This is a genomic window from Rhodococcus sovatensis, assembly GCF_037327425.1.
Lineage (GTDB): Bacteria > Actinomycetota > Actinomycetes > Mycobacteriales > Mycobacteriaceae > Rhodococcoides > Rhodococcoides sovatense.
Map to the genome: position 1 here is coordinate 4833434 of NZ_CP147846.1, position 21526 is coordinate 4854959.

A 21526-nucleotide genomic window follows, 5' to 3' on the forward strand; every position below is an offset into this window, starting at 1 on the left:
ACGTGGGGACTCGGCGACGCGTGCGCTGCCCGAAGCGCCGCCCGCCCAGTGGTAGAAGGTCCTGACCGCCAGGTCTGTCTTTTCCGAGGTTTACACAACCGTTACCACCGGTCAACCAGCTCGAGCGGCTGACCGAGAGCATGCGGAAAAGTCACATACGCGGTCGATCGATTGAATGAAACCTAACAACGACGAAGGCGCGCACAGCCGTAGACCACCGGCTATGCGCGCCTTTTCGGGCGGAAAATCAGGACTTCCAGACCGCCACCATCGAGGGACGCGGCTGCGAGTCGCCACCGTCGGGCCAGTGCGAGCCGGGGGCGTCGGCCGACGCGTCGTCGAACTCACCCGGGTGCTGCACCGCGACGACCACGCGCTCGTCCTGGATGATCGGGCCGCAGGTCTCGGCGCCCGCCGGAACCGTCAGGAACTGCCGAGTCTCGCCGCGACGCTCACCGTCGAGGACGACGGCGAACAGGCCGTCGTTGGATTCGAGAGCGTTGCCGTCCGTCGAGATCCACAGGTTGCCCTTGGAGTCGAAGGCAAGGTTGTCCGGGCAGGAGATCGGGCTGACCTGTGTCTTGTCGAAGCCGCCGAAATACGTGTCGGCCTCGTTCGGATCGCCGGCGACGATCAGCAGATTCCAGACGAACGTGGTGCCCGCGTGATCGTCCTCGATCTCGAGGACCTGACCGTTCTTGTTCTTGTTGCGGGGATTGGCCTCGTCGGCACCGGCCTTGCCCTCGGCGCCGCGGTTCGAGTTGTTGGTCAGCGCGACGTAGACCTTGCCGGTAACCGGGTTCGGCTCGAAATCCTCGGGGCGGTCCATCTTGGTGGCGCCGACCGCGTCACCTGCCTGGCGAGTGAACACGGCAACCTCTTCGGCAGACATACCGTCGACGAGAGATTCGCCTTTGCCGTCCTCGCCCGTGCGCAGCAGCGGGATCCACTCGCCCTTGCCGGCGAACTTGCCCGACGGCGGCAGCGTCCCGCTGCCGTCGATCGCGTCCGGTGCGTCACCGGTGAGCACCGCGACGTACAGGGTGCCTGCGTCGAGGATGGTCATGTTCTCGCGCATGGCTGCCTGGCCGTTGCCGGACATGATCTTTCGGCTGGAGACGAACTTGTACATGTAATCGAAACGCTCGTCGTCACCGCTGTAGGCGACGACTGTGCCGTCGTCGGTGACGTAGATGGTGGCGGCTTCGTGCTTGAACCGTCCGAGTGAGGTGTGCTTGATCGGCGTCGAACTCGGGTCCCACGGATCGACCTCGACGACGTAGCCGAATCGGTTGACCTCATTGGGTTCCTGCGCAATGTCGAAACGCTTGTCGAAGCGCTCCCACTTTCGATCACTGGCCGCGCCTTCGATTCCGTACCGTGCCAGACGCGCTGCCTGGACGGGTTCGGTGACCGACTCTGCGTTGCCGAAGTACTGGTTGAAGTTCTCCTCGCCCGAAAGCACGGTGCCCCATGGGGTCAGTCCACCGGAGCAGTTGTTGAACGTGCCGAAGGCTTTCGTCCCCGTCGGATCGACGCTCGTCTTGAGCAGATCGCTACCGGCAGCCGGGCCGGTGAGGACGAACTCCGTCGTTCCGGTGATGCGGCGGTTGTACTGGCTGAATGCGGGTGTCAACTTGCCCGAGCCCGACTCGCCGTCGACCTGCAATACCGAAAGTCCGTGTGCTGCAAGCGCAATGTCGAACTGTTCGCGTGTCGGGTTCTCCTCGTCGTATCCCTTGAACAGGAACGGCTCGGTGGTGTACTCGTGGTTGACCACGAGCAGATACGCGTTGGGTGTTCCTTCGATCGGCAGCAATCCGGCGAAGTCGTTGTTGAAACCGAACTGCATCGCCTGTGCGGCCGCGGTCTGGTTGTCGAAGTCGAAAGCCGGTGCGCCTTCGAGGACGGGATCACCCCAACGGATGATGACGGCCTGCTCGTAGCCCTCCGGGATCACCACTGCATCCTCGGTATTGGGCTCCACTGCAGTGAAGTCGACGCCGTCCACGGGCGGCGTGCTCGTCGACCCGGCGGATCCCGTTGCGGCCGGCTCATCGGTGCTACAGGCGGCCAAGATGCCGCCCGCGCCGACCGCGACCACGGCCATTGCGCCGCCACGGAGAACCCCACGCCTGGTCATTGCAGTCTTGACGACATCGCCGAAGTACTGACCCTTCGACGTATTGGGAACCTCGTGGAAGCACGCGTTGCCGCACTTGTACGTGCACGTCAGGTTGGACCTGGCGGAGCTGCCGTCGTGGGTTGTCAGGATCGGAAGAAGCTTCATGGATTGGCACAGTGTCAGTAAAAAGCGAAAGTAAAGAAACGTGAAGGTGAAGACGCGGAGAACGAGCCTGCCCTAAGGCGGCTCCGCCGCTGAGTCCTAAGGCGGCTCCGCCGCAGTGGCATGGTTAGGTGCGTTCCCGCACACTTAACCATGCCACTAGGCGCGGAGCGCCCTAGAGCACCTGCGACAGAAATTGTTTCAGGCGATCGGTGTGCGGATCGTCGAAAAGCTGTTCAGGGGTACCGGTTTCGACGGCGCTTCCGTGATCCATGAACAGCACCTTGTTCGACACCGATCGGGCGAAGCCCATTTCATGGGTGACGACCACCATCGTCATACCGCCCGACGCGAGATCCGCCATCAACGCCAGCACGCCCTTGACCAGCTCTGGATCCAAAGCCGACGTTGCCTCGTCGAAGAACATGACCTCGGGCTTCATGGCAAGCGCACGGGCGATCGCGACGCGCTGCTGCTGGCCACCGGACAGGTTGCCGGGACGCGAGTCTGCCTTGTTGGACAGACCGACCAACTCCAGTTGCTCCATCGCCGCAGCCCGCGATTCCTCCCTGGACATGCCCTTGAGCTTCTGCGGAGCAAGGGCGACGTTGTCGGCGACGGTTTTGTGTGGGAACAGATTGAAGTGCTGGAAGACCATGCCGATGCGTTGCCGCAGGTGGTCCGGATTGTCCTTCAGGACGGACTTTCCGCCGAGCAGGATGTCACCCTGATCGGGTTCGTGGAGCCGATTGAGAGCGCGAAGCAACGTCGACTTGCCGGAACCGGACGGTCCGATCACCGTCGTCGTCCGGCCCGCGTCGACGTGAATGTTCACCCCGCGCAGGACCTTGTTGCTGCCGAATGCGAGGTGAATATCGGTGCCGGTCAACGAGACTGAGCTCATGTTCTACCTCTCCACCACGATGGACGCCTCGACCGGATCGAGCGTGCCCGACGTGTCGGCTTTTCCGGAGCGCAACCGCTTGTCGATGAAGTTGACCAGGTGTGTCAACGGGACGGTCAAGATCAAATAGAACACGCCTGCCGCGAGCAGCGGTGACAGATTGCCGGTTTGCGCGGCGGTGTCCTGCCCTATTCGGAACAACTCACGTTGCGACGCAAGCAGACCGAGGAAATAGATCAGCGAACTGTCCTTGATCAGCGAGATGAACTGATTGACGATCGCAGGCAACACACGCCGGATCCCCTGCGGGACGACGATGAGAGTCATCGACTTGCGATAGCTGAATCCGAGCGCGCGGGAGGCTTCGAGTTGACCGGAGTCGACGCTCTGAATTCCGGACCGAAAGATCTCACCGAAATACGCTGCGGCCATCAGCGACAGAGCTGCGATCCCGAGCGGGAACGGACTCCGGCTGCCGGTCAGCTGAGTGAGCGTCGGACCGAAACCGAGTCCGATGAGAAGAATGACCACGGCCGCGGGCAGTCCACGAAAAATGTCGGTGTACACGCGCGCAGGCCATCTCAGCCAGCGGGCGCGGGAAATTCCCGCGACCGCCAGGCCGAGACCTATGATCGTGCCGATCACTCCGGAGGATATGGCCAGAATCAGAGTGTTCGGCAATCCGACGGTGATCAGCTTGGGAACGGTCTCCCAGATGAGTTGCCAATCGAAGAACGTGTCGTACAGGTTCGACAGAGTATCCATCGATCAGGACGCGGGAGGGGTGGACGCCTTGCTGCCGGGCTTCCAGTCCGCGGGAACTTCACGGTCTGGGTACCACTCCTTTTCCAGGGTGTTCCACGTGCCGTCGGCAACCACCGCGTCGAGACCGGAGTTCAGTGCATCGATCAGCGGCTGATTGTCCTTGGCCACCGCGAACGCGGTGAAGTTGGTGGTGTTGATCGTCTTCTCGAGGATCGCGACGCCGTCCTCGGCCTTGACCTGCCCCGATGCTTGCTGTGACGGAGCCACCCACGCGTCGATCTGGCCGGACTTCACATTCGCGTACGCAGTGTTGTAGTCCGGGAACCTGACCGGCTCGATTCCGAGTGTGTTGGTGACGTAGTCGTCCTGAACGGTTCCCTGCACGACGCCGATGCGCTGCTGGTCGTCGAGTTCGGCGATCGTCTTGATCGAGTAGTCGTTCTTCGCCACGAGCGCCATCTCGCCGAAGTCGTAGCCATTGGTGAATCCGACGGTGTTGCGGCGAGCATCGGTCGTCGAGATCGACGACGAACCGGCGTCGTAGACCTTGTTGTTCACGGCGGCGAGCAGGCTGGAGAACTCGGTCGCCGAGAACTCGACGGTGAGGTCCAGTTTCGCTGCGACAGCCCGCAGCAGCTCGTTGTCGAACCCGGTGAAGTTGCCTGCCTCGTCGATGAAGATGTTCGGCGGGGCGTCGGACAAGGTTCCGACGTACAGCGTGCCGGGCTTGATCAGACCGAGCTCTGCAGTGTCGATTTGATCGAGCGGGGTGACGTTGTCCGTCGTGTACTTGTCGAGCGAAACCTGGTCGGACCCGGCGAGTGCGTTCTCGCCGGTACCACCGGAGGAGTTGTCACTCGAACAGGCGACGGCCCCGAGCGTAAGTGCGAGCGTTGCAGCAATAGCTGCAAGGGCACGGCCTCGTACAGGGCGACTGTTCACTGCGGATCTCCTCGGTAAACGGATCAAAAGACCCCTGAGGCTATCGCGGGGATACCGGACTCAGGGAATCGGATTGCGGTTGTGTCAACCCGCTCTCGCCGCCCCGCATTCCCCGTCGTCGGGGATTTCGATCAATTCTTCGATGCCGTGTCGTCGATTACCGAGGACGATGTTGCAGACCTCGGCTTCCGAAGCAGGTGCGAATGGGGCTGTCTCCGTTGTGTCCATAGGTCGAGAATCCACTGCGATCCGAGAATCGGCAAGATTATTTGCCGAAACTGGAAATTACTTGTTGGCTTCGCGCCACGCGATGGCGTCCTTCAGCTCGGTGAGGTCGTACTCCGGACCGCCGGTTCCGACGGTGAACAGTGCGACTCCGGCGTCGACGAATCCCTGGGCCTTGTCGGCTCCGGGCCACGACACCGAACGTGTGATACCCGAGACGTCGCGCCCGACGCTCTCGCCGTGCTCTGCGAGGATGCCCGACTTTCGCTTCAGCTCGTCGAGATCTGCGAAGCTGTGCCAAATGTGTGCGTACTCGGCGACCATCCTGAGTGTCTTCTTCTCGCCGCCGCCGCCGATGAGGATCGGAATCTCGCGTGTCGCGGCAGGATTGCCGACCTCGAGTCGGTGCTTGATGCGTGCGAGGTTCTCGTTCAGCAACTTCAGGCGCGACCCTGCCGTGCCGAACTCGTAACCGAAGTTGTCGTAGTCTTTTTCGTTCCAGCCGCCACCGATGCCGAGGATCAGGCGACCACCGCTGATGTGGTCGACGGTGCGGGCCATGTCCGCGAGCAGGTCGGGATTGCGGTAGCCACCGCCGGTGACGAGTGCCCCGATCTCGACGTTCGACGTCTGCTCTGCCCAGGCCCCGAGCATCGTCCAGCATTCGAAGTGTGCACCGTCGAGGTCGCCGTACAGCGGATAGAAGTGATCCCAGTTGAAGACGATGTCGACCCCCGCATCCTCCGAGCGCAATACCGCGTCGCGAATGAGCTGGTAGTCGGGGGCGTGCTGCGGCTGGAGCTGTACACCGATTTTTATGTTCATGTCTCCATGATGCGCCTCATGCGAATTCGACGCCGGTTTGGTGCATCGTCGCGCGCAGGACGAATCCGGCTTCCTGGCCGATGACCTCACTGACGAGTGTCACGAACCGATCGACGAATTGTCCACCGTGGGAGGGGAAGTCGGAATTGTCTGGTTCGAGGTGATGTGCGAGCTCGTGCAGTACGACGAGCTCGCGAAGGGCCCATGCCTCGTTTCGTCGGTGCAGCGGAATGGCGATTGTGCGGGTGTCCCGCTCGTAGTGAGACGCCGCCGACCCCGACCGCTCACGAACATGGACGACGGTGCTCGCTTGTGGCCAGGTCTCGCTGACCCAGTTCAATGCCAGGACGGAATCGACGTAGCTCTGCACCGAGTCGACGGAGGCGAACTTCCGCTCGATGGGCAACGTCAGGGTCGAGCCGAGAATCTGGACGGTACGCAGGTCCCGCTCGTCCGCGCGGTCGAACATGGTGCGAACCATGCTTTCCGCTTCGTAGACCTTGGACCGCTGTGAATCCCTGTTCTTCACCGGCGCGAGCCTAATACGAGGTTACGACAAGCCTGTTCGGTGAGCGCTGAACTCGAACCGTTCCGTGTAGTCGCCGCGCGCGGCGACGATGGTCGCGAGGATCTCCCGCCCTGGGGGGTGGACTCGGACGGTGATCGAACCTGACGGCGCTGCATCCAGCTGCTCGACAACCGCGCGGTGGAAATCGGCGGCGCGCCCGCTGTCTGGACCGAGGCCACCGTCGTCGAGAAGCTGCACGGTGACACCGCGTTCACGCGCAGACCGGGCAGCGGCGACAATCTCGGGTACGTTCAGAGCTCGCGCGCGAATGCTGTCCCGCAGAGTGGCTTCGACCAGCAGTGCTTCACGTGCTCCGGCGTCGTCGAGCTGGGCAGATTCGGCGATCTGTACGAGCACCGGACGCACGAGAGAGTCGAGCCGACGGAGCTGGCTGCCGCGTTCGTCCCGCGCTGCATCGGCAGCGGCCTTCTCGGTCACCTGACGAGTGCGTTCTTCGTGCAGCGCGTAGATGGATGCCGCGGCGGGGCGCACGACCCGCGCGAAGAACGTTGCCGTCAGCATCAACCCCGCACAAGTGACGAATGTCGACGCTGCCCCGGCGAAATGCGGTGACGCGTTCCAGTACACGACGAACGCGGCGATCTCACCGGCCCAGCCCGGGAGGACACGACCCCGTACGCAGAGGAATGCGCACAGTGCTGCCCCGCTGCCGACGGTCGTCGTCACCTCCTGGGACTGGGTCGCGCTCGTGTCGGTGACGGTCAAGAGCACCGCTACCTGGGCGGACGGCAACGCAGCGACCACGAATGCCCACGTTCTCGGCATCGGGTCCCCCGGCACGGCGAGCAGCAGCACCGTGCCGAAGGCGAGGAGAGCGACGATGACGAGCTCGGCGACACGGCCACCTTCTGGGCCCAGCATTGCCACGCCGGCAGCCGCAACGAAGAGGCCTGCAACGACGTATGCGCCCTTCGTCTGCATTCCGACAATGGTCGATGCGTCGCGTCGAGGACGTTCGGTCACGAAGTCCTCGACCACTCGAGCGTGATGGCTGTTCCTTCGCCGATACGACTGTCGATCTCCGATGTGCCGCCCTCGAGGGCCGCCATCCGGCGAACGATGCTGATCTCGATGCCGAGCCGTCGGGTCCCGACCGATGTCGTGTCGAACCCACACCCGGTGTCCGTCACCGTGACACGCGCTGAATTTTGCCGAAGATCTACGACGACGACTCGCTCGGCGTGGGCTCCGGCGTGCTGAACGCTGTTGCGGAGCGCTTCGGCCATCGCTCCCCCGAGTGCGGACTCCACCGTCATCGGGTACACCGACATCTCGTCGATGCTCGACGAGATGCCTATCGTGTGCTCGCCACGGGTCTCGTCGACGATCGTCGAGAGAGTGTCGACCAGCTGTGCAGCCGCTACTCGGACATCCTGGGCGGTATCACGTGCGGCGAGATCCAGTTCATCGAGCGCCCTTCGCGCGTCAGCGGACAGACCCCCTTCGGTACCGGGCCGGGACGTGGCAAGCAGCGTCGTGAGCACTCGATCGTGGATCAGTGCGTCGAACCACGCCCGCTCCTGTTCCCTCGCCCGCGCCGCCGCGGTATCGACGGCCGCACGTTCGACGAGCTCAGTTGTGGCATCCAATGCTTCGCCGGTGCGTAGGGCCATGATGACGGCTCCTGCCAACAGGGCGGTGATTCCGAATGCCCAGATTGCCGCGTACCCGATGGCCGACAGCGACGCCTCGCGCCCGAACATTCCCAGTTGATCGATGACTGCGACCGAAGTCGTTGCCACGAACTGAATCGCCAGCGTCACCAGCGGTCGCCATATCAGTGCGGCGCAGAGACCTGCTAGCCCGGCGAAAGCCGACAACCACGAGCCTCGCACGGCGCCGACGAGCGCCTGACCGTTCCAGGCGACAAGCCACAAGGCGGCGGCGAGTGGAATACCCGCCGCCGCACACGTCGCCACGGCATTAATCCACGACGGCTCGACGATGGTCACGACGAACAGGGCGATACCCGGTACGAACACCGACACCACGGCAATCGGCGTCCACCACCAGGCCAGGATGCGAGTGCCGTCGGCAATCTCGGACACGGAAACCAGCAGGAACGCTATGAACCCGGCACCCACGAATCGTGCGATCACGACTCGAATGCGATTGCCGGGGGTGATCTCGTCGACAGGTGCGTCGCTCCTGCCCCGAGCCGCAGCGTCGCTTCGGTGTCGCACCCCGCACACGCTACCTGCAGGTTCAGCGTTCGAGTTGCCCGCGTGCAGCACCGATTTCGGGTTCACCGCCGAGCCGGGCGGCTCGTCCAGCGCGGTCACCGGCGGATCTGGCTCCTTGTGAATAACTGGCATTGGCACTCTGCCGTCGCCACGTTCCACGGGCTTTCGAGGTGGCCGAATAGTAGTCGCGTAGCTCGACCTCCTTGTTGCGCAGCACGAGTGCTGTGCCGGCATCGGGCTTCTCTTCGGCGATGGCCTTCACCTCGGTCTCCTTCTTGACCGCCTGGAGGCGTTTGCCGATCCGCTCGGCGAAGGCCGTCTGGAAGTTCAAGCGAGCGGTGACAGCCGCGACGGGTACTACTTCCTTCGTCGTCCGGCGTCTGGGCCCGTAGCCCTTGGTGACCGTGCGGACGGCTGTTTCCCCGCGGTAGGCGCCTGATTTGATGTACGCGTCCGACGCCCGCACCATCTGGATGAGCAGGCTCGAATACAGCGCCTCGCACGTGTCGATGTCGGAGTCGAATCCGTATGCGAACACCTGGGACGACGAATGCGCGATGTCGCACTTGACGTCGTTGGCGAAGGCGATCGAGACGAACAGGTGCACGAACGTCTTGAGCCCTCGTTTTCCAGGCTCGCCGATGCTGATGACGCGCTGCGCAGGAGAAGCGCGCTTCTCGCGTGACGCACTGTGTGAGCGCGCCATCGCAAGATCGATCGATGTGGCCGACGCCAGGCGCTGCGCCGCTTCCATGAACGCCTCGGCTTCATGGGGATTGTCGGTCGACTCGGCCTGGCGTAGTAGCCCGCCGATACGGGTCAGCATCTTGTCCGAACTCACGGGACAAACGCTACAGCGCGGCACCGACAGCACACGTAGCCTCCGCGCTCGCAGGTGTACCGATTCAGCTTCGCGTAAATGCGCCCGTTCGGAGGCGTCGTGTGTCAAAGTGCGTATCGACATGTGCGTCGGGGGGAGCACATTCTCTGTTGGCTGTGACCCTCCCCACGCACACCACCGTGCACGAAGTAAGTGGAGAGAAAAACAATGGCGTCTTTGATCTCGAAGGCAGTGCTGTCGAAAGCAGCGGTGCTTGCGACAGCGGCAACACTGCTGACGCTCACCGCATGCTCCAGCGACAGCGGATCCAGTGATGCCGCGTCGGAGAACGCCGACGGCCGCGGCCCTATCACCTACGTCGAAGGCAAGGACACCACCGAAACGGGTGTGGTGCGCCAGATAATCGACGAGTGGAACGCCGCGAACCCTGATGAGCAGGTCACGTTCAAGGAACAGTCCAACGACGCCGATCAGGCACACGACGACCTGGTCCAGCATCTTCAGGCCGAACAGAGTGACTACGACGTCATGGCTCTCGACGTCATCTGGACCGCGGAATTCGCAGCAAAGGGCTGGCTGACCCCGCTCGAGGGCGAGTTCGCCCTGGACAACGCGGGCATCCTGCCGGCCACCGTCGAAAGCGCCACATACAACGGCACCCAGTACGCAGCCCCGAAGAACACCAACGGCGGCCTGCTGTTCTACCGCAGTGACCTGGTCCCGACGGCTCCTGCCACTTGGGACGAGCTGACCGCCAGCTGCACGATCGCGGTCGAGAACAACATCGACTGCTACGCCGGACAGTTCGCGTCGTACGAGGGTCTGACGGTCAACACTTCCGAGATCATCAACGCACACGGAGGATCGTTCGTCGCAGAGGATGGCAAGACGCCGACGGTCGACAGCCCCGAAGCGCGCGCTGGCCTGCAGGCACTCGTGACGGCATTCGAGACAGGCGTCATCCCGGCCCAGGACACCACCTTCAAGGAGCCCGAGAGCCAGCAGGCATTCGAAGACGGTCAGGCTCTGTACCTGCGCAACTGGCCCTACGTCTACGGCACGGCGTCCAAGGAAGGTTCGGCTGTCGCCGGAAAATATTCCGTCGCACCGCTTCCCGGCGTCACCGGCGTCGGTACGTCGACCCTCGGTGGCTACAACGCAGCCATCAGCGCATTCTCCGAGAACAAGGCAACGGCAGCGGACTTCCTCCGCTTCCTGCAGGGTGAGCAGGCACAGCGCATCATCGCCGAGGGCGCACTGCCTCCCGTTCTGACCTCGTTGTACGACGACCCGGCGCTCATCGCCGAAATGCCGTACCTGCCCGCGTTGAAGGCGTCGATCGAGAACGCGGTTCCGCGTCCGGTCACTCCGTTCTACCCGGCCGTATCGAAGGCTGTACAGGACAACACCTTCGCTGCGATCAAGGGTGAGAAGTCCGTGGATCAGGCGATCACGGACATGCAGGCCGGCATCGAATCGGCAGGCTCCAACTAACGAGGCATTGCCTCGACTCGAGCAGGAGAACTTCATGGCTCTACCTACTGGTGACACCAGTGGGGCTGTAGACACGACCGCGGGGGGGGGGGGGGGGGGGGGGGGGGCTTCCCCGGCCGCGGTCGGCATGCACGCACCGAGAAGAAGAAGCGCTTCGGACTGAGTTCCGGGCGCGCGTGGTTGCTCATCGCACCGACGCTCGTCATTCTGGCGATCGTCATCGTCTATCCCGTGATCCGGGCCCTGGTCATGTCCTTTCAGAAGGACGCGGGACTCGACCCGGCGACGGGGATGTTCGTCAAGGGCGGCAGCGCGGGATTCTCCAACTACACGCATTGGATTCTTCAGCAGTGCACATCGGCGTCGGGGACACTCGTTCCCTGTCCGCCGGGAACACTCGGCTCTCAGTTCTGGGGAGCTGTCGGAAACACCGCGTTCTTCACCGTCGTCACGGTGTCGATCGAGGTCGTGATCGGTTTCGCGATGGCAGTCATCATGGGTAAGACGTTCGCCGGGCGTGCGCTACTGCGTGCCGCGATCCTGATCCCCTGGGCCATCCCTACGGCCGTCACCGCGAAGCTCTGGTACTTCATCTTCGCGTACGACGGAATCGCCAACAAGCTTCTCGGAACGAACATTCTCTGGACAGGGGATGCCTGGCCCGCGCGCTTCGCAGTCATCATCGCCGACGTGTGGAAGACGACGCCGTTCATGGCGTTGCTCATTCTCGCTGGGCTGCAGATGATTCCGTCCGACGTCTACGAGGCAGCGCGCGTCGACGGTGCGTCCGCGTGGCAGCGCTTCACCAAGATCACCCTTCCGCTGGTCAAGCCGGCGCTCATGGTCGCGATTCTGTTTCGCACGATGGATGCACTGCGCATGTACGACCTTCCCGCGATCCTGACCGAAGGCAATCCGGCAACCAGGACGATCTCGATTCTCGTCGTCGAACAGATACGCCAGGGCTTCAACAGCGCTGCATCGCTGTCGACCATCTCGTTCATCATGATCTTCATCGTCGCGTTCATCCTGGTGAAATTTCTCGGAGCCAATGCGGTTGCGACGCAGGAGAATCAACGCAAGGGAACGGCCTCGTGAAAGCGGCAAGGATCTACGTCGGTGTTGTGATCATCCTGGTCTGGGGCCTTGCTCCGTTCTACTGGATGGCCGTGACTGCATTCCGCGATCCGCGGTACACGTTCGACACCACTCCCTGGCCGACGCATGTGACCCTCGAGAACTTCTCCAATGCGTTGTCGACGAGCAACGGCAACAACTTCATTCGCGCGGTGATCAACAGTCTGATCATCGGTGGCGCTACGACATCGATCGCCCTCGTCGTCGGAATCTTTTGCGCGTACGCCCTGTCACGGATCGACTTTCGCTTCAAGTACATGGTGGTCGGAGTCGTGCTCGGAGCATCGATGTTCCCGGTCGTGGCACTCGTGACACCACTGTTCCAGTTCTTCACCAACATCGGCTGGATCGGCAGCTACCAGGCGATGATCATTCCGAACATCTCGTTTGTGCTACCCCTGACCATTTACACACTCGCTGCATTCTTCGCGGAACTGCCGTGGGAACTCGAAGAAGCCGCCCGCATCGACGGAGCCGGACGCTTCCAGGCGTTCCGGCTGGTGATGTTGCCGCTCGCTGCTCCTGCGCTGTTCACCACCGCAATTCTCGCGTTCATCGCGGCGGTCAACGAGTACTTGTTGGCGAGCCAGTTGTCGAGCGACAAGACCGAACCCGTGACGGTGGCCATCGCTCGGTTCTCCGGCAACGACCCACACGTGGTTCCCTATGCGGCCATCATGGCGGCGGGAACGATCGTTGCGATCCCGCTGGTGATCATGGTGCTGATCTTCCAGCGACGAATCATCTCCGGTCTCACCGCGGGTGGTGTGAAGTCGTGACCGCTCAGGACCACCTGCAGTTGCTCGCGGGGATCCTCGGCTTCTTCGCACTCATGGCTTTCATCGCCGCGGTCGCCGGGATCATCGGCGGGGACCCTCAGGTCTGGCCATCGGTCGTCTTGCTCGCGTTGCTGGGTGCCTTGGCCTTCGTGGTGCGCAGAATTCGCGCCTAAGTGCGTGGGTCTCTCGTGTGCTGGGCTGGAAGGTGCGCGTTCAGCCGCAGTGGTGACCGAATGAGACATTCGGTGCGGTTCCGGGCTGGCTGCGCAGGTTGCAGCGAGTACACGGGTTGCAACCTGCGCGTGGGCTGGAAGGTGCGCGCCGAGCCGCAGTGGTGACCGAATGAGACATTCGGTCACCACTCAGGGGCGGGCAAAGCGAGCCGAAACTCAACCCTTGAGCCGCGCCAGTGTCATAAAGATCGGTTCGTCACCGTCGAGGTCGATCTCCTTGCGCCGCAGGAAGGCGTCGAGCAGGCCCCAGACGAGGGCGGAGAGCTGGTCGACGAATTCGGCAGCCTCCAGTTGCTGATCGTCGAGCCATAGGTCTGTCGCGGCCAACACTGCTCCCACGGCAGCTCGGCACGCGTAGTCGATCCCGGCAGTGTCCGCGTCTACCGATTTCAGGATCGTCTCCGCGACCGTCGAGAACCGGGTCGCGATGTCCCGCCCGATGTCGAGTGGGGGCGCCGCTGCTGAGTCCTCGGGTGTGGTCCGCGATTGCGCGAGGAATCGGAAGACGTTCGGGTGGCGTCCGACGACGTCGGCATACCCGGTGATGGCGTGGCGCAGCGCCGACACCGGTGCGTCGAGGAGGAAATTGAAGTCCGACACCGCGAGTGTGTACACCTCGTCGGCCATCCGCTGAGCGACCGCGCTGTAGAGATCGGCCTTGTCTGCGAACTGCCGGTACAGCCGGGGTTTGGTTGCTCCGGCCTCTCGTGCGATGTCGTTCATGCTCGGGTTCGGCCCGGCACTGTCGATCACTCGGTAAGCCGCGTCGACGAATTCGTCCCGGGCTCTGCTTCTGCGCGCTTCCGGGTCACGTGACGTCGGCATCCGCTCATCCTAGGCGTTGCCCCAGGTGGCGGTGCACGACTCTTGACAGCTTGGCGCAAGTTGGGGAGAGTTCACTCTAGCCGTACCGGCGGTAACGTTAATCGTACTAGCGGTACAACATGCAGGAGTGGCGATGACGACTTTCAGAGAGCGAGCCGAAGCTCGGACGGTGAAAGCCGATCGGGCTGAGCTGTCGGTGTACGAGCACGGAAACCCTGACGGGCCGGTGCTCGTGCTCGTACACGGCTGGCCGGACACGCATCGTCTATGGGACGGGGTGGTGCCGCACCTCGTTGAGAAGTTCCGTGTCGTCACCTACGACACCCGCGGTCACGGCGCCTCGACAGGCGACGGATCCGTAACCGAGATGAAGCTCGCGCAGCTTGCCGATGACTTCATAGCCGTCGTCGACGCCGTGGCCGGTTCGACGCCTGTCCACGTCCTGGCTCACGACTGGGGCTCGGTCCAGGTCTGGGAGGCGATCTGCGAACCGGGATCCGAATCCAGGATCGCGTCGTTCACCTCGATTTCCGGTCCGAGTCTCGACCACATGGGAACCTGGCTGCAGAATCCGAAACTCACACCGAAAGGGCTGTGGCAGCTACTGACTCAGCTTGTCTCCGGCGCGTACACATTGTTCTTCATGGCCGGCCCGCTGCCGCGAGTGTTCTTCAGGGTATTCGGGCGTAGGTGGATCTGGTCGACGTCGTTGCGCATCGTCGAACGTGTCGACAAACGGAATGTGCACCTCTCGCCCACGTTCCGTCGCGACATGGTCAATGGGCTGCGGATCTACCGCGCGAACGTTCTACAGAAGGTTCTGAGACCACAGGAGCGCTACACCCAGGTTCCGGTCCACCTGCTCGTCACCAGACGCGACCCGGCGATTCGGCCCGCCTCGTTCGAGGGTATCGAGCGCTGGGTGACTCGGGTGAGCCGAACCGATGTGCGCTCCGGGCATTGGCTTCCGTTGAAAAACCCTGCATTGGTCGCTCGCGAGACCTGTGCATTCGTGGAGAGGATCGAACATGAACGAGCATGACCCCGGTGAAGTGTCCCTGCAAGCCCGCAACGTCACTTTCGACTGGTCGCAGACACCGCTGCACTGGATGCCCACGGAGCCGATCGCCTCGCACACCGTCAGCGCGCTGAATCTGCTTCTGCCCGAGGGAGAGCGGTGGTTCTGTGCCACCTACACCGAGGCTCTGCCACTGATCGCCGACGCGAAACTCCGTGAGGACGTGATCGGATTCATCGGTCAGGAATCGATGCACGCCGAGACACACAACGTCGTTCTGTACGACTACCTCGACGTGCACGATGTCGACCCACGGCCGTTTGCAGCGCATGCGGAATATCTGATGCGGAAAGTGCTCGGTCCGCGACCGGCCTTGTCCGCCAGGGCCCAGAAGCAGCAGTTGGTCGAACGAATCGCGTTGATCGGGGCCATCGAACATATGACTGCCTTCCTCGGAGACTACGCGCTCAACTCCCGGTGGGACGAGTTCGGCGGCGACGCCACCATGATCGATCTCTTTCGCTGGCACGGGGCCGAAGAGGTCGAGCACCGAAACGTCGCGCACGACGTGGCGATGTACTTCGGCGTCGGCTACTTTCGTCGCAACATTTCGATGCTCTTCGCGTTCCTCGCCTTCATCGTGTTGATGCTTCGGGGTACTCGGTTCATCGTTCGGCAGGACCCAGCGTTGAAGGACCGCGGATACATCGCTCTGTGGTGGGCTTGGATGTCTGCGATGCGCCGCGGTTCGCTTCCTTCTCTGGCTCGGATGACGAAAGGCGTCGCACGGTACTTGAAACCGTCGTACTCCCCCGAGAACGAAGGCAGCACAGCTCAAGCCGTGGCCTACCTCGCTACGTCACCGGCAGCCAGGGCGGCTCTGAAGTGAACGTCGCGTTGCCGATTCCAGACGCGATGCCGCCGGACCTGTACGGCCGTCGCGAACGGGATCCGCTTCTGCGCGTGCTCGAGCGACTGATGAACGCGCACATGCATTCTCTCCGATTCCTACATCGCGGCGAGGTTGTCGGTGAACGACGCGATAGATGCCTGCCGGTGGTGGTGGTGCACCGAGCTGTCGAGGCACACGACGACAATGTTGTCAGCTTCACGCTCGCATCGCCCGACGGCGGTGAACTGCCTGCATGGCGGGCGGGCGCCCACATCGACGTGGAGATGCCGTCGGGCAGACTTCGTCAGTACTCGTTGTGCGGCGACCCGGCCGACGGCAAGCACTATCGAATTGCGGTGCGTCGCATACCGAGTGGCGATGGCGGCTCCATCGAGATGCACGACGACGTCGGTGTCGGGAGCAGCTTGATCATTCGCGGTCCACGCAACGCGTTCGCGTTCGCTGTTCCAGGTCACGGGTCTACCGCCGACCACCTGCATTTCGTCGCGGGAGGGATTGGAATCACGCCGATTCTTCCGATGATGCGACTTGCGTACCGCCTCGGGCTGGACTGGTCGATGGTGTACACCGGGCGGAGTCGGGCCTCGTTGCCGTTCCTAGGCGAGATCACTGACTACGGCGACAGGGTGACGATCCGGACGGACGATGTCGACGGAATGCCGTCGGCAGACATGCTTTTGACGGGATCACGCACCACATCCGCTGTTTACGCGTGCGGGCCGATGCCGATGATCGCTGTTCTGAACCGGGGTGTGCACCCGGGTTCGGAGTTCCATTTCGAACGGTTCTCGGCGCCGCCGATCGTGAATGGCGCGGAGTTCGAGGTGGAACTTGCGCGGACCGGGCAGCTAGAGCGTGTCTCTTAAATTGGGTCCGTTTTCGTTTTCATCGCCGGGCGGTGGTTGTGGTTGCGGGAGTGCAGAACTGCCGCGCACAGGACAACGCCCCCGAGGAATGTCATGGCGTACTTGTCATATCGAGTGGCCACACCACGCCACTGTTTGAGCCGCCCGAAGCCACGCTCGACGGTGTTGCGGTGCTTGTACATCGTCGGATCGAAACCCGGTGGACGACCACCGGCGGACCCCTTGTCGGCCCGTCGCTGCTTCTGGTCGCTGCGCTCGGGAATGGTGTGTTTGATCTTGCGGCGACGCAGTTCGGTGCGGGTACTGGGATGGGTGTACGCCTTGTCGGCGAGCAATCGGTAGTCCTGGTCCCCACCGGCAGCTCGGTGGGCATCGAGCAACGGCACCAACTGTGGATTGTCCCCGGCTTGCCCACCGGTCAGCAGCATCGTCACCGGCGAGCACGTCAGGTCGGTCAGTGCATGGATCTTCGTGGTGAATCCTCCGCGAGATCGACCCAACGCGTGGTCAGCGGGTTCGTCGACGGATTTCTTGTAATTCGACAAGGCCCCCTGTGAGAGTGTCGGCTCGCGCACCGGCCGCATGCTGATGCGCCCGGACGCTGGTCGAGTCGATCGAGAGCACCGCCCCGATATCGCCGTCGAGTTCTTCCGGGTCGAGACCGAACACCTCGGCCACCGCGGCAAGCATCTCGTCGTAGGTGCCATCGAAGGACCATCGGTGGTGGCGTTTCCACACCGTCTGCCACGGACCGAAGTCCTCCGGCAGATCTCGCCACGGACACCCGGTACGGAATCGGTATGCGATGCCCTCCAGAATTCGCCGGTGCTCGGCGAACCGCCGCCCACGTTTTCCCACGTCGGTGGGTATCACTGGCTCGACGATCTCCCAGAACTCGTCACTGATCACTCCCACGCGCGTCATCGAAATATCATCGCTGACAGCACCTCTCAAATTTGGGAGACACGCTCTAGTCACGGTCCCCGCGGACAAGTCTGTGCTGGACGCAGTCAAACCCTTCCGCCCGGATATTGCGTACTCCTGCAGGCAGGGATTCTGTGGGACGTGTCGTGTCCCGGCCGTCGGACGCCCCGCGGGCATGCTCATCTGCACCGAACGCACGGCTGGTGAGCGGGTCGTTCTAGACCTGTGAGGCGCTCCGCACCAGTGGCGCGGTTAAGTGCATTCCCGTGCACTCAACCGCGCCACTGATATGGGAACAACTTTGTCAAGAGGGCAGGGTGAGACGCCGCCGGGGAGCGACCCCGACGGCGTCTCTGCGCTTCGTCGGTGAGTCTGTGGTGGTGAGCGTGTCGTATCTCGACGCGCGGTCAGACTGATATACGCGGGTTGGGTACCGCAGGACGGGTGTTCGGCAGGATCGTATCCGCGTATCTGGCATCGAGCGTCGACCGTGCAGGTCTGCTCACAGGGGCGTCGCGGGTCGATCCACGCGCTGTCACCACCGGTGTCTCTGGCCGGCGAAGCGGGTTCAGGAGGGTCTCAGCAGTCCATCACTGCCAGTGACCAGCACCAGCCGGCCATCTCTCGTGCGATGGCGACGTTGGCTACTACGGGCCGTTTGCGGCGTTCGGTGAATCGGACCCACCGATTGTGCAGGCGATGGTTGCCGGCATTGCCGCGAGCTCGTGCTGCGGCCGGGGCCAGGTCCCACCGTTTGGTCATGGTGGCGCCGAGCGTGTAGTGCGGGCGGTGTTGCCAGGCGGACTCGATGAGCAACCTGCGTATGTGTGTGTTGCCGGTCTTGGTGATCGACCCCTGCGCCCGCGATCCGCCAGAGGAGTGTTCACTCGGTACCAGTCCGACGAACGATCCAATTGTGTTGCCAGTGAAGCGGTTCCAGTCTCCGATTTCCACTGCCAAGGAGAATCCGGTCAGCGTCGCCACCCCGCGTAAGCATCCGAGTCGATGCACGATGGGTGTGAATTCGCTGTCGGCGGCCATCGCCTCGATTGCTGCATCCAACCTGTCACGGCGCGCGGTCATGGTCAGTACGTGGTCGTAGTCGGCGTCGAATGCCAATCGCGTCGCGGGCATAGTCAATGCTCGGCGCGCGTCCCCCCGCAGCCATCGGTCGTGGCCCTGGGTCCAGGCGTTGCCAGCGCAGTAGACGATGCCATGACGCAGAAGTAGTTTGGACAACCGGTGCCGCGAGCGCATCAGGTCACCTCGGCAGTCCTCGCGGGCACGCACGAGATCACGCGCCGCTTCCTGTTCGACGGTCGGGATCGAGATCGAGGTGATCTCGTCCAGACGCAGAAGTTTCGCCAGGTGCAGTGCGTCGCGGGCGTCGGTTTTGATGCGGTCACCTGCAGGTCGCTGCAATTTCGACGGCGCTGCGACTTCGCAGCGGATGCCCGCTTCCGTCAGCGCCCTGTAGAGCCCGAACCCGGTCGGGCCTGCTTCGTACGCGACCGCAGTCGGGCCGGGTAACGAGGCTATCCAGGATCGGATGTGTTCGTAATCCGGGGTCAACGTGGATCTGAAAATTTCGCCGCTCACGCCGTCGATCGCTGCTGCCGCGACCGAACGTGCGTGCACATCGAGACCAACACTCGTACGCTCAGTAATCACCGGGGCCTCCCACCACTGTTGGATAGACCGAGCAGGGCCAATTCCTACTCGGTAACCCACGAACATGGGTGAGAGGGGCCCCGGCCCGCATCCCCCGAAGCTGATGAAATCTCCGGGGCACCCTCATACCGTCTGGCGGCGGAGCCGCCTGAAACCTCAGGACTACGCGTCGATGATGAACGCCTCGAGCTGCGTGCGCGCGACGTCGTCGGCGAGCTGCTTCGGCGGGCTCTTCATCAGGTATGCGGAAGCCGGGATGACCGGTCCGCCGATGCCGCGGTCGAGAGCGATCTTGGCCGCACGCACTGCGTCGATGATGACGCCTGCGGAGTTGGGCGAGTCCCAGACCTCGAGCTTGTACTCGAGGCTCAGTGGCACGTCACCGAAGGCACGGCCTTCGAGGCGCACGTAGGCCCACTTGCGGTCGTCGAGCCAGCCGACGTGGTCGGACGGTCCGATGTGAACGTCCTTGGCGTTGAACTCCTTCTGGAGGTTCGACGTCACGGCCTGGGTCTTGGAGATCTTCTTCGACTCGAGGCGCGTGCGCTCGAGCATGTTGAGGAAGTCCATGTTGCCACCGACGTTGAGCTGCATGGTGCGGTCGAGCTGAACACCGCGATCCTCGAACAGCTTCGCCATGACGCGGTGCGTGATGGTGGCACCGACCTGGCTCTTGATGTCGTCGCCGACGATGGGAACGCCTGCGTCGGTGAACTTCTTGGCCCAGACAGGGTCGCTGGCGATGAAGACGGGAAGGGCGTTGACGAAGGCGACGCCTGCGTCGATCGATGCCTGCGCGTAGAACTTGTCGGCCTCTTCGGATCCGACGGGCAGGTACGACACGAGCACGTCGACCTTGGCGTCACGCAGTGCCTGAGCGACATCGACCGCTTCGCCGTCGGCCTCGGTGATGGTCTCGCGGTAGTACTTTCCCAGTCCGTCGAGGGTCGGTCCACGCAGAACCTGGACGTCTTTCGGAGCGACGTCGGCGATCTTGATGGTGTTGTTCTCGCTCGAGAAGATCGCGTCGGACAGGTCGAATCCGACCTTCTTGGCGTCGACGTCGAATGCGGCGACGAACTCGACGTCGCGGACGTGGTACTTGCCGAACTTGACGTGCATGAGGCCGGGGACGGTGGTGTTCTCGTCCGCGTCCTTGTAGTACTCCACGCCCTGTACCAGGGACGAGGCGCAGTTGCCTACACCCACAATGGCCACGCGGATGGCGTTGCTGTTCTCACCCATGGTCGGGTTCTCCTTCTGGTTTCGTTCTATGTGTCGACTTGGGGGTGGCGGTCGGGCCCGCCTGCTCGGCTGCGATGACTTCGTTGAGCCAGCGCACCTCTCTGTCACTCGACTCGAGTCCGAGCTCGTGAAGCTGACGGGTGTAGCGGTCGAGCGTCCCGCTTGCTCGATCCACGGCTTCGCGGAGCCCTTCGCGGCGCTCCTCGACCTGACGTCGCCGGCCTTCGAGAATGCGCATCCTGGCTTCTGCCGGGGTGCGACTGAAGAAGGCGAGGTGGACGCCGAATCCGTCGTCTGTGTAGTTCTGCGGTCCGGTGTCGGCTACGAGTTCGGCAAATCGCTTCTTGCCTTCCGGAGTGAGCTCGTAGACGCGCCGTGCTCGACGCTTCACGAGTGTGTCCGGACCGGCGTCCTCGGCAATCAGCCCATCCGCCTGTAGGCGACGTAGAGCTGGATACAGCGAGCCGTAGGAAAACGCTCTGAATGCTCCGAGCAGGCCGGTCAGGCGCTTCCGAAGCTCGTAACCGTGCATCGGAGCTTCGAGTAGCAGGCCGAGAATTGCTAGTTCGAGCACGACTACCCCCTTCTCCGATCACTGGACCGCGTTCTGCGATGCGCTCTGCGAGCATATACGCAAATTATATCGACTCGATATATGTACATACATAGCGGCACGTGAGGTTGTAAGGACAAAGTCGCCGCCCGACGCATTGTGCCGCGACGGCGCGACGTCGACGATCGATCTCTCAGGCCCGACTGAAGCGGGTACTGTTCGTTGGACGACGCCAGGTGTATTCGTCGACCCCGCCAACGCGGACGTGGTTGCCCGGATCACCGTGGACGTCTCGCGCTTTCGTCGG

At 62.9% G+C, this 21526-nt stretch carries 20 protein-coding genes and 2 pseudogenes; 8 read left to right on the forward strand and 14 right to left on the reverse strand.

The window, feature by feature from the left end:
- Nucleotides 1–247: 247 nt before the first annotated feature.
- The 9 genes and pseudogenes from WDS16_RS22475 to WDS16_RS22515 form a co-directional block, all read right to left on the reverse strand.
- Nucleotides 248–2290 (reverse strand): PhoX family phosphatase, encoded by a 2043-nt coding sequence (locus WDS16_RS22475; RefSeq protein WP_338887846.1) that lies wholly within the window; start codon nucleotides 2288–2290, stop codon nucleotides 248–250.
- A gap of 172 nt (nucleotides 2291–2462) precedes the next feature.
- Nucleotides 2463–3191, reverse strand: a complete 729-nt coding sequence (locus WDS16_RS22480; RefSeq protein ID WP_338887848.1) for an amino acid ABC transporter ATP-binding protein — start codon at nucleotides 3189–3191, stop codon at nucleotides 2463–2465.
- A gap of 3 nt (nucleotides 3192–3194) precedes the next feature.
- A pseudogene (locus tag WDS16_RS22485) lies at nucleotides 3195–4898 on the reverse strand (ABC transporter substrate-binding protein/permease).
- 84 nt (nucleotides 4899–4982) lie between these two features.
- A complete protein-coding gene (locus tag WDS16_RS22490; RefSeq protein WP_338887850.1) occupies nucleotides 4983–5126 on the reverse strand; it encodes a hypothetical protein in 144 nt (47 codons plus the stop codon).
- A 57-nt stretch (nucleotides 5127–5183) separates the two neighbouring features.
- Nucleotides 5184–5948, reverse strand: coding sequence for an LLM class F420-dependent oxidoreductase (locus tag WDS16_RS22495; RefSeq protein WP_338887851.1), 765 nt, complete (start codon nucleotides 5946–5948; stop codon nucleotides 5184–5186).
- A gap of 16 nt (nucleotides 5949–5964) precedes the next feature.
- Nucleotides 5965–6477, reverse strand: coding sequence for a TIGR04338 family metallohydrolase (locus tag WDS16_RS22500; protein ID WP_338887852.1), 513 nt, complete (start codon nucleotides 6475–6477; stop codon nucleotides 5965–5967).
- 21 nt (nucleotides 6478–6498) lie between these two features.
- A complete protein-coding gene (locus tag WDS16_RS22505) occupies nucleotides 6499–7500 on the reverse strand; it encodes a hypothetical protein (protein ID WP_338887854.1) in 1002 nt (333 codons plus the stop codon).
- Nucleotides 7497–8819: a sensor histidine kinase gene (locus tag WDS16_RS22510; RefSeq protein ID WP_338887856.1), complete on the reverse strand. Its 1323-nt coding sequence runs from the start codon at nucleotides 8817–8819 to the stop codon at nucleotides 7497–7499. The genes WDS16_RS22505 and WDS16_RS22510 overlap by 4 nt, the downstream gene beginning before the upstream one ends.
- Nucleotides 8743–9561 carry a DUF2786 domain-containing protein gene (locus WDS16_RS22515; protein ID WP_338887858.1) on the reverse strand — a complete coding sequence of 273 codons (819 nt, stop codon included), beginning with the start codon at nucleotides 9559–9561 and terminating at the stop codon, nucleotides 8743–8745. Before WDS16_RS22515 ends, WDS16_RS22510 begins: the two co-directional genes overlap by 77 nt.
- A gap of 207 nt (nucleotides 9562–9768) precedes the next feature.
- On the opposite strand from WDS16_RS22515, the gene WDS16_RS22520 reads away from it, so the two are divergent.
- From WDS16_RS22520 to WDS16_RS22535, 4 genes are all read left to right on the forward strand, one after another.
- Nucleotides 9769–11055 (forward strand): ABC transporter substrate-binding protein, encoded by a 1287-nt coding sequence (locus tag WDS16_RS22520; protein ID WP_338887860.1) that lies wholly within the window; start codon nucleotides 9769–9771, stop codon nucleotides 11053–11055.
- 159 nt (nucleotides 11056–11214) lie between these two features.
- Nucleotides 11215–12153, forward strand: coding sequence for a sugar ABC transporter permease (locus WDS16_RS22525; RefSeq protein ID WP_338893573.1), 939 nt, complete (start codon nucleotides 11215–11217; stop codon nucleotides 12151–12153).
- Complete coding sequence (locus WDS16_RS22530) at nucleotides 12150–12971, forward strand: carbohydrate ABC transporter permease (protein WP_338887862.1); 822 nt, start codon at nucleotides 12150–12152, stop codon at nucleotides 12969–12971. The genes WDS16_RS22525 and WDS16_RS22530 overlap by 4 nt, the downstream gene beginning before the upstream one ends.
- On the forward strand, nucleotides 12968–13144 hold the full coding sequence (locus WDS16_RS22535; RefSeq protein ID WP_338887864.1) for a hypothetical protein: 177 nt from the start codon (nucleotides 12968–12970) through the stop codon (nucleotides 13142–13144). The genes WDS16_RS22530 and WDS16_RS22535 overlap by 4 nt, the downstream gene beginning before the upstream one ends.
- A 216-nt stretch (nucleotides 13145–13360) precedes the next feature.
- Here WDS16_RS22535 and WDS16_RS22540 read toward each other — a convergent pair whose 3' ends face one another.
- Nucleotides 13361–14029 carry a TetR/AcrR family transcriptional regulator gene (locus tag WDS16_RS22540; RefSeq protein ID WP_338887865.1) on the reverse strand — a complete coding sequence of 223 codons (669 nt, stop codon included), beginning with the start codon at nucleotides 14027–14029 and terminating at the stop codon, nucleotides 13361–13363.
- Between the two features lie 133 nt (nucleotides 14030–14162).
- Here WDS16_RS22540 and WDS16_RS22545 point away from each other — a divergent pair, with 133 nt between their 5' ends.
- From WDS16_RS22545 to WDS16_RS22555, 3 genes are read left to right on the forward strand one after another with little or no spacing between them, the layout of a single operon-like run.
- On the forward strand, nucleotides 14163–15071 hold the full coding sequence (locus tag WDS16_RS22545) for an alpha/beta fold hydrolase (protein WP_338887866.1): 909 nt from the start codon (nucleotides 14163–14165) through the stop codon (nucleotides 15069–15071).
- The gene (locus WDS16_RS22550) at nucleotides 15058–15936 is read left to right on the forward strand and encodes a metal-dependent hydrolase (protein WP_338887867.1); all 879 of its coding nucleotides are present in this window, start codon (nucleotides 15058–15060) and stop codon (nucleotides 15934–15936) included. The genes WDS16_RS22545 and WDS16_RS22550 overlap by 14 nt, the downstream gene beginning before the upstream one ends.
- Nucleotides 15933–16826 carry a ferredoxin reductase gene (locus tag WDS16_RS22555; protein WP_338887868.1) on the forward strand — a complete coding sequence of 298 codons (894 nt, stop codon included), beginning with the start codon at nucleotides 15933–15935 and terminating at the stop codon, nucleotides 16824–16826. The genes WDS16_RS22550 and WDS16_RS22555 overlap by 4 nt, the downstream gene beginning before the upstream one ends.
- On the opposite strand, the pseudogene WDS16_RS22560 reads toward WDS16_RS22555, so the two are convergent.
- Nucleotides 16823–17750 (reverse strand): annotated as a pseudogene (locus WDS16_RS22560) (IS5 family transposase). The gene WDS16_RS22555 and the pseudogene WDS16_RS22560 sit on opposite strands and share 4 nt — an antisense overlap.
- On the opposite strand from WDS16_RS22560, the gene WDS16_RS22565 reads away from it, so the two are divergent.
- Nucleotides 17632–17979 (forward strand): 2Fe-2S iron-sulfur cluster-binding protein, encoded by a 348-nt coding sequence (locus WDS16_RS22565; RefSeq protein ID WP_338887870.1) that lies wholly within the window; start codon nucleotides 17632–17634, stop codon nucleotides 17977–17979. The pseudogene WDS16_RS22560 and the gene WDS16_RS22565 sit on opposite strands and share 119 nt — an antisense overlap.
- Before the next feature lie 350 nt (nucleotides 17980–18329).
- On the opposite strand, the gene WDS16_RS22570 is transcribed toward WDS16_RS22565, so the two are convergent.
- The 3 genes from WDS16_RS22570 to WDS16_RS22580 form a co-directional block, all read right to left on the reverse strand.
- On the reverse strand, nucleotides 18330–19421 hold the full coding sequence (locus WDS16_RS22570; protein ID WP_338887872.1) for an IS110 family transposase: 1092 nt from the start codon (nucleotides 19419–19421) through the stop codon (nucleotides 18330–18332).
- Between the two features lie 162 nt (nucleotides 19422–19583).
- Nucleotides 19584–20666 carry an inositol-3-phosphate synthase gene (locus WDS16_RS22575; RefSeq protein WP_068371810.1) on the reverse strand — a complete coding sequence of 361 codons (1083 nt, stop codon included), beginning with the start codon at nucleotides 20664–20666 and terminating at the stop codon, nucleotides 19584–19586.
- Nucleotides 20659–21240, reverse strand: coding sequence for a PadR family transcriptional regulator (locus WDS16_RS22580; RefSeq protein WP_068371813.1), 582 nt, complete (start codon nucleotides 21238–21240; stop codon nucleotides 20659–20661). Before WDS16_RS22580 ends, WDS16_RS22575 begins: the two co-directional genes overlap by 8 nt.
- Between the last annotated feature and the right edge of the window lie 286 nt (nucleotides 21241–21526).

Bases quoted from the DNA above. Each gene is read 5' to 3' on its own strand.
- WDS16_RS22520 (WP_338887860.1), top strand. From the start codon at position 9,769: ATGGCGTCTTTGATCTCGAAGGCAGTGCTGTCGAAAGCAGCGGTGCTT.
- WDS16_RS22490 (WP_338887850.1), bottom strand. From the start codon at position 5,126: ATGGACACAACGGAGACAGCCCCATTCGCACCTGCTTCGGAAGCCGAG.
- WDS16_RS22480 (WP_338887848.1), bottom strand. From the start codon at position 3,191: ATGAGCTCAGTCTCGTTGACCGGCACCGATATTCACCTCGCATTCGGC.
- WDS16_RS22540 (WP_338887865.1), bottom strand. From the start codon at position 14,029: ATGCCGACGTCACGTGACCCGGAAGCGCGCAGAAGCAGAGCCCGGGAC.
- WDS16_RS22475 (WP_338887846.1), bottom strand. From the start codon at position 2,290: ATGAAGCTTCTTCCGATCCTGACAACCCACGACGGCAGCTCCGCCAGG.
- WDS16_RS22565 (WP_338887870.1), top strand. From the start codon at position 17,632: ATGCCCTCCAGAATTCGCCGGTGCTCGGCGAACCGCCGCCCACGTTTT.
- WDS16_RS22545 (WP_338887866.1), top strand. From the start codon at position 14,163: ATGACGACTTTCAGAGAGCGAGCCGAAGCTCGGACGGTGAAAGCCGAT.
- WDS16_RS22575 (WP_068371810.1), bottom strand. From the start codon at position 20,666: ATGGGTGAGAACAGCAACGCCATCCGCGTGGCCATTGTGGGTGTAGGC.
- WDS16_RS22550 (WP_338887867.1), top strand. From the start codon at position 15,058: ATGAACGAGCATGACCCCGGTGAAGTGTCCCTGCAAGCCCGCAACGTC.
- WDS16_RS22495 (WP_338887851.1), bottom strand. From the start codon at position 5,948: ATGAACATAAAAATCGGTGTACAGCTCCAGCCGCAGCACGCCCCCGAC.